Annotated in this window: 12 protein-coding genes; 6 read left to right on the top strand and 6 right to left on the bottom strand. The window is 70.2% G+C overall.

The window, feature by feature from the left end; all coding sequences use genetic code 11:
* Window positions 1-33: 33 nt before the first annotated feature.
* A complete protein-coding gene (locus tag CLV71_RS40360; protein WP_243867250.1) occupies window positions 34-1167 on the bottom strand; it encodes a S1 family peptidase in 1134 nt (377 codons plus the stop codon).
* 224 nt (window positions 1168-1391) lie between these two features.
* Window positions 1392-2102, bottom strand: coding sequence for a hypothetical protein (locus CLV71_RS40355; protein ID WP_133908200.1), 711 nt, complete (start codon window positions 2100-2102; stop codon window positions 1392-1394).
* Between the two features lie 124 nt (window positions 2103-2226).
* Between CLV71_RS40355 and CLV71_RS40350 the strand changes: the two genes are divergently transcribed.
* Window positions 2227-3183 carry a threonine ammonia-lyase gene (locus CLV71_RS40350; RefSeq protein ID WP_133908199.1) on the top strand — a complete coding sequence of 319 codons (957 nt, stop codon included), beginning with the start codon at window positions 2227-2229 and terminating at the stop codon, window positions 3181-3183.
* Here the strand turns inward: CLV71_RS40350 and CLV71_RS40345 are convergent.
* Both CLV71_RS40345 and CLV71_RS40340 read right to left on the bottom strand, forming a co-directional pair.
* Window positions 3164-4684, bottom strand: coding sequence for an MFS transporter (locus tag CLV71_RS40345; RefSeq protein ID WP_279588794.1), 1521 nt, complete (start codon window positions 4682-4684; stop codon window positions 3164-3166). The two genes, CLV71_RS40350 and CLV71_RS40345, sit on opposite strands and share 20 nt — an antisense overlap.
* 1 nt (window position 4685) lies before the next feature.
* Complete coding sequence (locus CLV71_RS40340) at window positions 4686-5441, bottom strand: GntR family transcriptional regulator (protein ID WP_133908198.1); 756 nt, start codon at window positions 5439-5441, stop codon at window positions 4686-4688.
* 181 nt (window positions 5442-5622) lie between these two features.
* Here CLV71_RS40340 and CLV71_RS40335 point away from each other — a divergent pair, with 181 nt between their 5' ends.
* Genes CLV71_RS40335 through CLV71_RS40325 form a run of 3 tightly spaced genes read left to right on the top strand, consistent with a single transcriptional unit; the run spans window position 5623 to window position 8058 of the window.
* Window positions 5623-6630, top strand: a complete 1008-nt coding sequence (locus CLV71_RS40335) for an SIS domain-containing protein (protein WP_133908247.1) — start codon at window positions 5623-5625, stop codon at window positions 6628-6630.
* A gap of 25 nt (window positions 6631-6655) precedes the next feature.
* Window positions 6656-7111, top strand: coding sequence for a winged helix-turn-helix transcriptional regulator (locus tag CLV71_RS40330; protein ID WP_133908197.1), 456 nt, complete (start codon window positions 6656-6658; stop codon window positions 7109-7111).
* Window positions 7108-8058: an N-acetylglucosamine kinase gene (locus CLV71_RS40325; protein WP_243867249.1), complete on the top strand. Its 951-nt coding sequence runs from the start codon at window positions 7108-7110 to the stop codon at window positions 8056-8058. Before CLV71_RS40330 ends, CLV71_RS40325 begins: the two co-directional genes overlap by 4 nt.
* Window positions 8059-8127: 69 nt before the next feature.
* Here CLV71_RS40325 and CLV71_RS40320 read toward each other — a convergent pair whose 3' ends face one another.
* The gene (locus CLV71_RS40320) at window positions 8128-8784 is read right to left on the bottom strand and encodes a DUF3159 domain-containing protein (protein WP_243867248.1); all 657 of its coding nucleotides are present in this window, start codon (window positions 8782-8784) and stop codon (window positions 8128-8130) included.
* A 132-nt stretch (window positions 8785-8916) separates the two neighbouring features.
* Here CLV71_RS40320 and CLV71_RS40315 point away from each other — a divergent pair, with 132 nt between their 5' ends.
* Window positions 8917-9714, top strand: coding sequence for an SGNH/GDSL hydrolase family protein (locus tag CLV71_RS40315; RefSeq protein WP_133908195.1), 798 nt, complete (start codon window positions 8917-8919; stop codon window positions 9712-9714).
* 218 nt (window positions 9715-9932) lie between these two features.
* Here the strand turns inward: CLV71_RS40315 and CLV71_RS40310 are convergent, their stop codons facing one another.
* On the bottom strand, window positions 9933-12035 hold the full coding sequence (locus CLV71_RS40310; protein ID WP_133908194.1) for an AfsR/SARP family transcriptional regulator: 2103 nt from the start codon (window positions 12033-12035) through the stop codon (window positions 9933-9935).
* 313 nt (window positions 12036-12348) lie between these two features.
* Here CLV71_RS40310 and CLV71_RS40305 point away from each other — a divergent pair, with 313 nt between their 5' ends.
* Window positions 12349-12996: a response regulator gene (locus CLV71_RS40305; protein WP_133908193.1), complete on the top strand. Its 648-nt coding sequence runs from the start codon at window positions 12349-12351 to the stop codon at window positions 12994-12996.
* The last annotated feature ends 4 nt before the right edge of the window (window positions 12997-13000 follow it).

Here is a 13000-nt window from a genome sequence, read left to right as displayed (position 1 = left end):
GGTTCGGCCCGTCCGCTGGCGTTCGTCGAAACGTCAGCCCGTGTACAGCGTCAGGCCGTACGCGCTCAGCGCCTCGTTGACCGGCTGGAAGTAGGTCGTGCCGCCGGAGGAGCAGTTACCCGAACCGCCGGAGGTCATACCCAGAGCCGTGACGCGCGTGCCCGAACCCGGGCTGGTCACCAGCGAACCACCGGAGTCACCCGGCTCCGCGCACACGTTGGTGCGGATCATCTGGCCGACCGAGCCCTGCGAGTAGGTCACGGTCGTGTTCAGCGCGTTGATCGTGCCGCAGTGCCACCCGGTCGTGGAGCCGGACCGGCAGACGGCAGCGCCCACGCTGCCGCCGGAGGAGCCGGACACGGTCACGTCGCTGCCGGAGCTGTACCGGTCGACGAGCGCCGTCGACGTCGCCGAGGTCGAGCTGACCCTGATGGCGGAGTAGTCGTTGCCGGGGAAGGACGAGCCGGCGACGGTGCCGAGCGTGCCGCCCGGACCGGACCACGTGCCGCCGAGGTTGCCGCAGTGACCGGCGTCGATGATGTACCGGGCGCCGCTGGAGCTGCGTGCGTTGAAGCCCGCCGAGCAGCGGGAGCCCGAGGTGGTCGTGATGGCCTGGCCGCCGATCACGTTCCAGTACGTCTGCGGGCGCTCACTGACCTGCACGACGCGGTCCGCGCCGAGGCTCTTCGCCCACGACGACGCCGCGGCGTCGCTGCCGTAGACCTCGACGACGACCGTGTTGGTGACACTGTCGACGTACCAGGCGGTGACCGACTTCGGCATGCTGGCGCTGCCCTGTGCCAGCTTCGCCTGAACGGCGTTCACGTCCGCCGAGCTGTGCTCGACGACCTTCGCCACCGCGCCTGCGGCGGTGACCTCGGACACGCGGCTCGCGTCGGAGACGTTCACCACGAGCTTGCCGGACTGGCCGTCGAAGCGGCTGCCTGCGAAGTCCGCGCCGAGCGCGGCCTTGATCGAGCTCTCCTTGGAGAAGGCGGCCTTCTCCTGCTGGAAGCGGACTTCAGCCTGTTGCGGGGACAGGCCGAGGTCACGCTGCAGTGCTTCCTGGACCGCGCTGTTGGCCGACGATCCGCCGGCCGGGGCCGCGTTCGCCGGTGCGGCGAAGGTAATCGCCGTACCTACGGCGAGCAGCGCGAAACCACTCATCCGCACAAGGGTTGTGCGATTCATCAGGTTTGCTCCCTCGGTTGTCTGCAGGGGGACCCGGGGACTGGCAATGGGTGGAGCTGCCCCCGGGCATCACATGAGGGGTAGCCATCCATCGGATGACTCTTCTGAAACTATGTACTCGCAGACCGCGCGGATATCGTCCGTTCGTGGACAACAGTTGCCATGTGAGCAACTGACTAACTACCCAGAGTGTGTCGAATCTAGTTCGACGGCGGGATCGACTCGTTCGTTGGCGTCTGCTCGGTCGTGGTGGTCACAGGCGGTGCCGACGAGGGGCCCAGGTCGCTCGGCGGCGGCGTCGTGGTCTTAGTCGGTTCTGTCTTGCTTGTCTTGTTTGTTGAGGTAGACGGCGTCGTGGTCGGCGACGGCGTGGTCGACGAGGGGGTCGCGGGCTCGTCACTCCGACCCGAGTCGCGGTGCGGCTCGACGATGCTGCCGAAGGTCGTACCACTGTCACCCGACAGCGACTCCCCACGCAGCCACTCCACGCCGGTGATGGCCGCCATGGCCAACGCGAACGCCGCGAGCGTGGTGACCGCCACCACCGGCCATCTCACCCGCCGCCTGCCACCGGGCGGCCGATCAGCGGACACATCTGACGAATCAGACGAATCGGCCACGACCTCCTCTCCCGGCCGGGGGTCACCGTCGGTCGAGACCAGGACCGTCTCGTCACCGGAGCGGCCGACGACCCTGGCGCGCACGGTCCGCACACCAGCCCTGGTCCGCTGGAAGGACCGCAGGTACAGCGTGCCGCCGACCGTGGAGATGACGCTCGCCAGGCCGGCCCCCACGACCGTCCCCGCGACCCCCATGGTCGAGCCGACCAGCGCCGCGGTCACCGCCGCCAGCGCGCCAGCCACCACCTGGCTGAGCCGGATGTTGTCTGTGTCGTCCTTCTTGTCGCTCATGATCCTTCTGGTCGCAGAAAACAGAGTTCCATCCCTTCCAACCTCTGCGACGGGCTACCCACTCCCCGGGTTGGCCGATCGTGAGCACGCACACAGTCCATTGTGGACAGTGCATACTGGGGACGTGCGACTGATCACGATCGACGACATCGAGGCCGCTGCCGTCCGCGTCGCGGGCCGTGCGGTACGAACTCCTTTGGTGCCAAGCCTCTGGGCGCCCGAAGACCGTCCCCTGTGGCTCAAACCCGAGCAGCTGCAACCAATCGGCGCGTTCAAGCTCCGCGGCGCGGTCAACGCGATCGCCCGGATCCCTGATGACGTCAGGGAAAAGGGCGTGGTCGCCTACTCGAGCGGCAACCACGCGCAGGCGGTCGCCTACACGGCCAAGCTGTACGGCGTCCCGGCCACGATCGTCGTGACGACCAACACGCCCCAGGTGAAGATCGACGCCACCGCCCGTCACGGCGCGAAGGTCGTCGTCGTGCCGCCCGCCGACCGGGAGAGCGCCGCGGAGGAGATCGTGGCCACCCAGGGCGGCACGATGGTCCCACCGTTCGACCACCCGGATGTCATCGCCGGTCAGGGCACCATCGGCCTGGAGATCGCGGCCGACCTGCCGGACGTCGAGGTGGTGCTCGTGCCGGTCAGCGGCGGCGGGCTCATCTCCGGCATCGCGACGGCCATCAGGGCCAAGGCGCCGAACGCCAAGGTCATCGGCGTCGAGCCGGAACTCGCGGGTGACACGGCCGAAGGCTTCCGCCTGGGGCGGCGGCCCGACTGGTCCACCGACGACCGCGCGAGGACCATCGCAGACGGCCTGCGCTCCACTCCCTCCGAGCTGACCTTCGCGCACATCACCAAGCTCGTCGACGACGTGGTCACCGTGACCGAGGACCAGATCCGGGACGCGATCGCCGTGCTGGCCGTCAGGTCACAGCAGGTGGCCGAGCCGAGCGGCGCGGTCACCACGGCCGCCTACCTGCACGCCGACCTGCCGAGGGGCCGCACGGTCGCACTCGTGTCCGGCGGCAACATCGACCCGGCGCTGCTCGCGGAAGTCCTTACCCGCCAACAGGTTTAGCCGGCTGTCTCGACGGTTGGAGGTGCGTCGGCGGGCCGGTGACGCCGCAGCTGAAGCAGTCGCCCGCCGACGGCCCCTCCGCAACCGGTTCCGGCTCGACAGGAGCCGGCAGCGCCAGGACGTCGTTGCGCACGCCCAGGGCGATCGCCCCGCCGACGACACACAGCCCCGCGCACAACCACATCGCCATCCGCCACCCGGACGTCATCGCGGCGGGGTCGGTGTACGACTCGCCGGTCAGCCCGGCCGCGGCAGGCAGGATCGCGACCGCGAGCAACCCGCCGGTCCGCGCGATCGCGTTGTTGACCCCGGACGCCACACCGGCGTGCCGGTCCTCTGCGGCGGCCAGCACGGTCGCGGTCACCGGCGCGACCACACACGAGAGCCCGAACCCGAACACGACCACCGCGGGCAGCACGGTGAGCAGGTAGGACGCGCCCGGCGTCACCCTCGTGTACATCACCATGGCCAGTGCGATCACGATCGGCCCCGCCACCAGGAACGGCCGGGGGCCGAACTTCTGCGCGAGCTTCCCCGACCGCGCGGACAGCAGCAGCATGATCACCGAGATCGGGATGCTGGCCAGCCCGGCGAGCGTCGGCGCGTAGCCAAGCGAGACCTGCAGCTGGATGACGAACAGCATCATCACGCCGCCGAGCGCCGCGTAGACGACGAACGTCAGCAGGTTCGCCACCACGAATGTCCGGTTCGCGAAGATGTCGGGCGGCACGAGCGGGTTGCGCTGCCGACGCTGCAGGACCACGAACGCGGCGAGCGCCACCACGCCGACCACCGCGCCGCCCACCACGAGCGGGTCGCCGACCCCCCGGCCGGGGGCCTCGACCAGTGCGGCCGTGACCCCGGCGAGCCCGAGCGCGCCGAGCACCGAGCCCCACAGGTCCGGGTGGCCGGTCATCGAGTCGTCGAGGGACTCCGGCACGTACCTGCGGGTCAGCCAGATCACGGCGAGGCCGAGCGGCACGTTGACCAGGAACGCGAGGCGCCACGACCACGCCTGCACGAGCAGACCGCCCACCAGCGGCCCGAGCGCGCCCGCGATACCGCCGAGACCCGACCACGCGCCGATCGCGCGTGCCCGGTCCTCGCGGTGGAACGACGACTGGATGATCGCGAGGGCACCCGGCGTGAGCAGCGCCCCGCCGACGCCCTGGAGGACACGCGCGCCGACCAGCATCTCGGTGTTGAGCGCGACGCCGCAGAGCATGGACGACAGGCCGAACCAGACGACGCCGAGCAGGAACACCCGCCGCCTGCCGTAGCGGTCGCCGAGCGAGCCTGCCACGAGGATCAGAGCGGCGAGCGTGAGCAGGTACCCGTCGAGGATCCACTGGAGCCCCGAGACCGAGGCGTCGAACTCACTCCCGATCCTCGGCAGCGCGATGTTCACCACCGTGCCGTCGAGGAACGCCATGCCGGACCCGAGAATGGTCGCGGCGAGCACCCCGCGGGCCGTGGGAGTGCCCCAGCGAATATCTGTCACTTCATGTTGGCCTGTTCAGCTCGGCGACGAACTTGTACCGGTCGCCACGGTAGACCGATCGCACCCACTCCACCGGCCGTTCGGCGGTGTCGAACGAGTGACGGGACAGCAGCAGCATCGGCATGCCGACGTCCGCGCCGAGCAGTTCGGCCTCGTGCGGGCCGGCGAGCGCGGTCTCGATGGTCTCCTCGGCGTGCCCCATCTCGACGTCGAAGCGGTCACGCAGCACCTGGTACAGCGAGCCGCCCGGGGCGAGGTACTTCCGCAGGCCGCGGAACCGGCCGAGCGGCAGGTGCGTGGTCTCGATCGCCATCGGCTCACCGTCGGCGAGGCGCAGGCGCTGCATGCGAAGGACCTTCGCGCCGGAGCGGATGCCGAGCAATGTGGTCAGCTCGTTTTCCGCCGGGATCTCGGAGATGTCGATGAGCTTGGAGGACGGCTCCCTTCCCTGCGCCCGCATGTCCTCTGTGTACGAGGAAAGCTGTAACCGCTGCGCCACCTTGGGTTCCGCGGCGAAGGTGCCCTTGCCCTGCACACGCAGTAGCCGGCCCTCCACCGTGAGGTCGGCGAGCGCCTGGCGGACCGTGGTGCGCGATACGTCGAACTCCGCGGCGAGTGAACGTTCGGTCGGGATGGGCGAACCGGGCGGCAGGGCGGCGAGCAGGTCGAGCAGGTGCCGTTTGAGGCCCCAGTACTTGGGCTCGCGCATGGCGCGGCTGCCGGCGTCTGGCTGCTCGGCGGCCGACGTTTCGAGCATGACTCCTCCTCCAACGACTTCCTGCTACAGCATGCCTTCCCAGGGCCGCTGACGCGATCACGCCGCACCGTTTTTGGGAATTCCGTGACACCCGTGGCGAGTGCACACCTTACAGAGATACCATGATTGGTCTAGACCTAATGTCCGGTTGAAGGGGTTGACGATGGCAGCAGGTGCCCGGATGGCGGCCGAGGTCGCCGAGCAGCCGGCGGTGTTCGACTCGCTGGTGGCGCGGCGGAGCGACGTCGCGGACGTGGCGTCGCTCATCGCCGCCCGCAGGCCGCGGTTCGCGCTGCTGGCCGCGCGTGGTTCGAGCGACCATGCGGCGTTGTACGCGAAGTATCTGATCGAGGTGCTGCTCCAGCTGCCCGCGGGCCTGGTGTCGCCGTCGACCACCACGCTGTACGACGCGCGACCCGACCTCACCGACATCCTGTACCTGTCGGTGAGCCAGAGCGGCGGCTCCCCCGACCTGGTCGCGGCCACGGAGGCGGCACGGGAGCAGGGCGCGCTGACGGTGGCCGTGACGAACACGCCCGCGTCCCCGCTGTCGGACGCCGCGGAGCTCTCGGTCGACATCAAGGCGGGCGAGGAGCTTGCCGTGGCGGCCACCAAGACGTACTCGGCGACCCTGCTGTCGTTGTACCTGCTGGTCGACGCGGTCCGAGGGGGTTCGGGCGAGACGGTCCACGGCATCGGCGAGTTGGCCGCGACCGCACTCGCCGAGCCGGTCGACGAGGCCGTCTCCCGGTTCCGCGCGGTCGAGCGGGTGGTGACGACCGGCCGGGGCTACTCGTCGGCCACGGCGGCGGAGGCCGCGCTGAAGCTCGCGGAGACGAGCTACCTCGGCGCCCGCGCCTACAGCGGCGCCGACCTGCTGCACGGCCCGGTCGCGGCCATCGACGCGGACACGGGCGTGGTCGCGGTGACGAGCCGGGGCAGGGGCGGGGCGGCGATGCGGGACGTGCTGGCGACGGTCGGTGAGCGCGGCCCATCGGTCCTGGCGGTCGGCTCCGCCGCGTCGGACATGCCGGCAGATCTACGGATCGCAGTACCCGAGACGGCCGAGGAAGTCGCGCCGATCCTGGAAATCCTGCCACTGCAACGACTTGCGCTAGGTCTCGCACTGGCCAGGGGCGGCGACCCCGACAACCCTCGCGGACTGAGCAAGGTCACTCGCACTCTGTAATTGCCACTGGCCCTAGACTTTCGGGGTGCGAAGGACATCGTTCGCCCGCTGGCCGTGTTCCATCGCAAGAACCATGGACCTGCTCGGGGATCAGTGGACGCTTCTCGTGATGCGCGAGGCGTTCGCAGGCGTGCGCAGGTTCGACCGGTTCCAGGCCGAGCTGGGCATCGCGCGGAACACGCTGACCGAACGGCTCGACCGGCTCACCGGCGCCGGCCTGCTCGACCGCGTCCGCTACCAGGACCGGCCGGCCAGGTACGAGTACCCGCTCACCGACATGGGCCGGGACTTCTTCCCGGTGCTGGCCGCGATCATCCGGTGGGGCGACCAGTGGCTGGCCGACGAGTCGGGGCCGCCGAGGCTGCTGCGCCACGTCGACTGCGGCGAGAGCACCTCGGCCGTGGTGGACTGCGCCGACTGCGGCGGCGCGATGACCGCGGAGAACGTCGTGATGGAACCGGGACCGGGGTTGAGCCTGTGACAGACCTCGCTGTGGGCGTGGACATCGGCGGCACGTCGACCCGCGCGTTGTCCGTGTGCTCGACGGGTGCGGTCGCCGGCCGGGGCACCGCCGAAGGGGCGAACCCGAACTCGCACCCGCCGTCGAAGGCGGCGGCCAGGGTCGCGGCCGCGGTGTCGGCGGCGGTACCGGCAGACGCCTCGGTGGTGGCGTGCCTGCTGGGTATGGCGGGTGAGAGCAAGATGTCCGACCCGGCGATCGTGGCCGTCTTCGAGTCGGCGCTCCGGTCGGTCGGCGTGACGTGCCGGATCGACGTGGTGTCGGACGCGGAGGTGGCCTTCGCTTCGGCCACCTCCTCCCCCGAGGGCACGGTCGTCATCGGCGGCACGGGCTCGGTGGCGGCGCGGATAGCCGACCACCGCAAGACGTCCTGGTACGGCGGCTGGGGCTGGCTGCTCGGCGACGAGGGCTCCGCGTACTGGATAGGCCGCGAGGCGGTCCGGTCGACGCTGCGCCTGCTCCAGGGCACCGGGGAGGCGGGCCCCCTCGCCGTGGCGGTCATGACCGACGCGTTCGGCTCGCCCGAGGTGGCCCCGGCCGACCCGGCCTGGCGCCGCAAGGCCGTGGCCCGCCTGATCACCTCGGCGAACGCCGAGCCTGCCGTCCGGCTGGCCCGCTACGCGGCCATGGTGAGCGGCCACGCGTCGGACCCGATGGCAGCGGCGATCATCGAGCAGGCGGCTGTCCTGCTGTCGGCACACGCGCAGATGGTCCGCGCGCCCGGCGAGCAGACCCCGATCGTGCTGGCGGGGAGTGTCATCGGGCCGACCAGCCCGGTGGGTCTCGCGCTGAGGGAGGCTCTGTCCGACGAGGCGGAGGTCCTGTTCGCCCCGGACGGCGCGTCAGGCGCCGCGTGGCTCGCGGCCCTCCTCGCGTGGGGCCCGGAAGCACCCCGCCCAACGCACTGAAGGCGTCCTTCAGTACGCCCAGCGACAGGAAGGCGTCCTTCAGTACGCCCGACGTTACGAAGGCGTCCTTCAGTGCGCGGGCTGGCGGGGGTGGCGCAGGCCCGGGTGGCCTTCCGGCAGGGAGCGCCGCAGGACGACCGCGCTCACCGCCAGCGTCGCCGCCACCAGGGGCCAGCTCAGGACGACCCGCGCCACGCCGAGCGCGACCACCCAGCCGGACCACCACAGGGCGCCGAAGACCAGCACGCGCACGGTGTACTGACCGAGCACCCACACCCAGCTCGCGTTCCCGTACGCACGGACGAGATCAGCGTCACGTCGCCACCGCGTCCGCTGGCCGAGCAGGATCCCGACCACCACCCCGAGCAGCGGCCACCGGATCAGGATGCTCAGTGCCCAGGCCAACGCGCTCGCGACGTTGGACAGCAGTTGGATGAGGAAAAAGTCCTCGGCGCGACCGGTCTGTAACGCAATAAACGCGGCGAGTGACACTGCGGCAACACTCGCGACTGATGCGGTTACTTTTCGGCCACGAAAGAGACGCCATACCCCCACAGCGACACCGGCTGTGATCGCGGCAGCGGCGGCCCACCCGATCGAGCGGCTGCTGACCAGCCAAACGATCACGAACACCGCTGGTGGGATGCTCGCGTCCACGGCTCCACCCCTGCCGCCCAGCAGGTCGCGCAGCGGCAGGTCAGGCGTCTCGGTCGACTGGTCGGTCACGGTCCAAGCCTGCCTCATCGCGTTTCGCTTAGGTAGCCCTTACCGACGGTGGCGTAGGTCGGGAATTAGACGGCATCCTGAGGAATTACGAGATATAAACGGGGGCGCGCGCACTAGGGAGGGGTGGTCGCCGTGCGGGAATGGAACAGTTGGGTAGCCGTTGGGGACAGCTTTACCGAAGGTTTGAGCGACACAGCGGCGGACGGCACCTACGTCGGGTGGGCCGACCGCCTGGCCATCGTTCTCGCGGAGCGGAACCCCGGGTTCAGGTACGCGAACCTCGCACTGCGCGGCAAGATGCTGCGCGAGATCATCGCCGAACAGGTGGCGGCCGCGATCGAGGTCGGGCCGGACCTGGTGTCGATGTGCGCCGGCGGCAACGACCTGATCGTGCCGGGCAGTGACGTGGACGCCCTCGCCGAGGAGTTCGAGCAGGCCGTGATCGACCTGCGGGCCGCCGGGTGCGAGGTCCTCGTGTTCACCGGGCCCGACCCGCGCAAGCAGCCGGTCGTGCGGCGCATCCGCGCCAAGGTCGCCATCTACAACGGACATCTGCACGCCATCGCCGACCAGCACGGCGCGATGATGGTCGACCTGTGGGCCATGAAGACGCTCGTGGACCCCCGCGCCTGGAGCGACGACCGGCTCCACTTCTCACCGGAGGGTCACCGGCGGATCGCGTTGCGTACTGCCGAAGTGCTCGGCGTGCCCGTTGGCGAGGACTGGCGGGAGCCGTGGCCGGAGGTCGCGCCGACGCCGTGGCTGCGCCTCCGCCAGGCCGATCTCGCGTGGACGAAGACCCACCTGTTGCCGTGGGTACGCAGGCAGCTACGCGGTGAGTCCACGGGCGACGGCCTGGTGCCGAAGCGTCCTGAGCTGAGCCCGTTCTCCAACTCCGCCAACGGAAACAGCCGCGCGGCACACATCTGAGCGAAGTGCGTGGACAAAGCACACCGGCCGGCACGAATCCCCCATCCGTGCCGGCCGGTTCGCTTGGGCAGCACACCCCCACGTTGGTAGCGCCGCCCGTGTTTGAGTGCTCGGTATCAGGCTCCGGGACGTCGAGCACTCGCGCGGGAGCCTGCCACTTGATCACCCGAACTGACTAACTGTTCGCTAAACGCCACCCGCCAGACGGACGATCCGTCTCAGACCACCAGGCGCACGAGCCTGCTCAGCGCGGCGGGCCCCAGCGCACGCGTCCCCTCGGAGAACTCGGCCGCGAGCCGCGCGAGGCGCAGGACCTCCTCGTCGGCGTCCGACCCCGACTCGACCACCGCGAGCAGGTTCGCCCACTCCTGGTCGATCCACTCGGCGGCCTCGCGTGCCGAGGACAGCCCATTGCCGCCGGACCGCACCTCGCCGTGGCGCAGCAGCTCGCGTGCGGACTCCGCACCCGTGAGGTAGTACCGCAGCAGTCGCCTGCCTGCCGCCTCGACGTCCACTTCGGACAGTTCGGTCTCGGCGAGCTCCTGCGCGTGCAGGCGGATCAGGTCGTGCATGACGAACACGTCGCGGCTCGTCTCGGTGACCACGAACGAGCTCGCGAGCGAGCGCAGCCGCCGCCGCGCCGCGTCGACGTCACTGCCGCACAACGCGGCCACAGGATGCGGGCCGAGCCGCGTGCCGGGGAACAAACCCAGGTACCGCACGGTTTCCGCGAGCTCCGCGCGGAGGCTGCGGTAGGTCACGTCGAGCGCGGCACGCACGCTCGTGTCGGACTCCTCGAGGTCGAGCGCGCCGAGCCTCGACCGCTCGTCGGTCAGCTCGGTGACCAGGTCCTCGACCGTCCACTGTGGATTACCCGCGAGCCTGGCCGCGGAGACGCGCAACGCGAGCGGCAGGTACCCGCACAGCCGCGCGAGCCTGCGGCGCAGCTCCCGGTCGTGCGCGTGCGCGGGCGTGCCGGCCATGTGCTCGATGAGCGACTCGGCGGCGTCGGGCCCGAGCGTGCCGAGCGTGAGCATCCGCGCGCCGGTGCGCGCGACCAGCCCGTCGAGCCGGACCCGGGACGTCACCAGCACGAACGACGACGAGCCCGCCGGCAGCAGCGGGTGGATCTGCTCGCCGTCGCGGGCGTCGTCGAGCACGACCAGCACGCGCCGGTCGGCGAGGATCGAGCGGAACAGCGTGGCCCGGTCGTCCAGCTCGATCGGCACGTCGTCGACGGCAACGCCCAGTGCCAGCAGGAACTGCGTGAGCACGTCCGCGGCACGGACCGGGGTGTGCTGCTCGTCGAACCCGCGCATGCTCGCGAACAGCTGCCCGTCGGGGAACGCACCCGCGACCCGGTGCGCCCACAACACGGCAAGCGCTGTCTTGCCGACGCCCGCTGGGCCGGCGAGCACGCCGATGGCCGCGGTCTCGCCGGGTGGCAGCAACGTCGTCAGCCAGTCGATCTCGTCGCCGCGGCCCGCGAACCCGGACGGCGCCCTCGGCAGCTGCGCCGGCACGAGCACGCCCACCTTGGGGGTGACCACGGGATCCGGGTTGGGCTCAAGCAACGCCGTGTCGTCGCGCAGCACCCTGGCGTGCAGGTCACGCAGCTGCGGCCCGGGGTCCATGCCCAGCTCCTGGGCGGCGCGGTGCGCGAACAGCTGGTACGCCTCGAGCGCGGTGGCCCGCCGGTCCGACCGGTACAGCGCGAGCATGAGCTGCGCCACGAGCCGTTCCCGGAACGGCTGCGCCTCGATCAGCTGGGTCAGCTCGCCGATGATCTCGCGGTGCCGCCGCAGCTCCAGCTGCGCGTCGAAGCGAGCCTCGAGGATCGCGAGCCGCAGCTCCGTCAGCTCCGGCGCGGACACCCGGCCGCCGAGGTCGGCGAGCGCGGGACCGCGCCAGAGCGCGTTGGCCTCGTCGAGCAGCTCGGCACGCCGGGCCGCCGGCAGGCCCCGGGCCCTGGCGAGCAGCGACCGCGCGACGGTGACGTCGATCAGCGACTCGTCCACGACCAGCCGGTAGCCGGGTGGCGTGGTGAGGATGTGCACACCGCCGGCGTCCGCCTCGGTGATCCGCTGACGCAGGCGGGACACGTAGCCCTGGATCATGGTCCGCGCGCTGGCAGGCGGTTCGTGGGCCCAGAGGACGTCCACGATCCGGTCCAGCGGCACGACCTGGTTCGGCTCCAGCAGCAACATCGCGAGCACACTGCGAACACCCGTGCCGCCGAGCGGAACGGACCGCTCGCCGACGATCATCTGAACGGGTCCCAGCAGGCAGAACCGCGCCACGGCTGGTTGCTCCGCTCCCATCGGGCGACCACCCCCCAGTTACCCCGCCAGGTACGGCATCTGCACAAGGTAAGGGGTGGGCAGTACGTTGCGCGATCTCCCCCGGTCGTGCGTCGCCCGGATGGCGTAATGACCAGGTCAGATGGTCAAGCCGCCGGAGCACTGACGCGTGGCTCGGATTCGGTGGATTCGAAAAAGTCCACCCCGCTCACCTGTTTCTACACGGCTTTCGCGCAGCTGTTTTTCCGGCCGGCTTTCGTAATCGGGATTTGCGGTGTGACAAGGTCGACCGCAATGTTGCGATCAGGTCGAAAAACCTGATATATAGCGCCTGGTGACCACTAGGATCTTCCTGGTCGACGACCACGAGATCGTCCGCCGCGGCGTTGCCGATCTGTTCGAGGACGAGCCGGACCTGGAGATCGTGGGTGAGGCTGCCTCGGTAGCGGAGGCTCTGGCCCGCATTCCGTCACTCTCGGTGCACGTCGCGGTACTGGACGTCCGCATGCCCGACGGCAACGGTGTGGAGCTGTGCCGGGACCTGCGCTCGCTGCTCCCCGACCTCCGGTGCCTGATCCTGACGTCGTACTCCGACGACGAGGCGCTGCTGAACGCGATCATGGCGGGCGCGTCGGGCTTCGTGCTCAAGCAGGTCCTCGGCAACGACCTGATCACCGCGGTCCGCAAGGTGGGCCTCGGCGAGTCCCTGCTCGACGCGAGGACGACGGAGGCTCTGATGAAGCGCATCCGCCAGGGAAAGGACGACGGCGGCGCGCTCGCCGGCCTGACCGACCAGGAACGCGCGGTCTTCGACCTGGTCGGCGAAGGCCTGACGAACCGCCAGATCGCCGCACGCCTGTTCCTGGCGGAGAAGACCGTGAAGAACTACGTCTCCCACATCCTGGCGAAGCTGGGCATGCAGCGACGCACGCAGGCGGCGGTACTGGCCGCCGAGCTGAAGTCCCGCAAACCGGAGAACTAGGACT

The sequence above is a fragment of the Actinophytocola oryzae genome, from assembly GCF_004364325.1.
Classification (GTDB): domain Bacteria; phylum Actinomycetota; class Actinomycetes; order Mycobacteriales; family Pseudonocardiaceae; genus Actinophytocola; species Actinophytocola oryzae.
The sequence above is the reverse complement of the archived record's forward strand: the minus strand, read 5'-3'. Positions and strand labels throughout refer to the sequence as shown.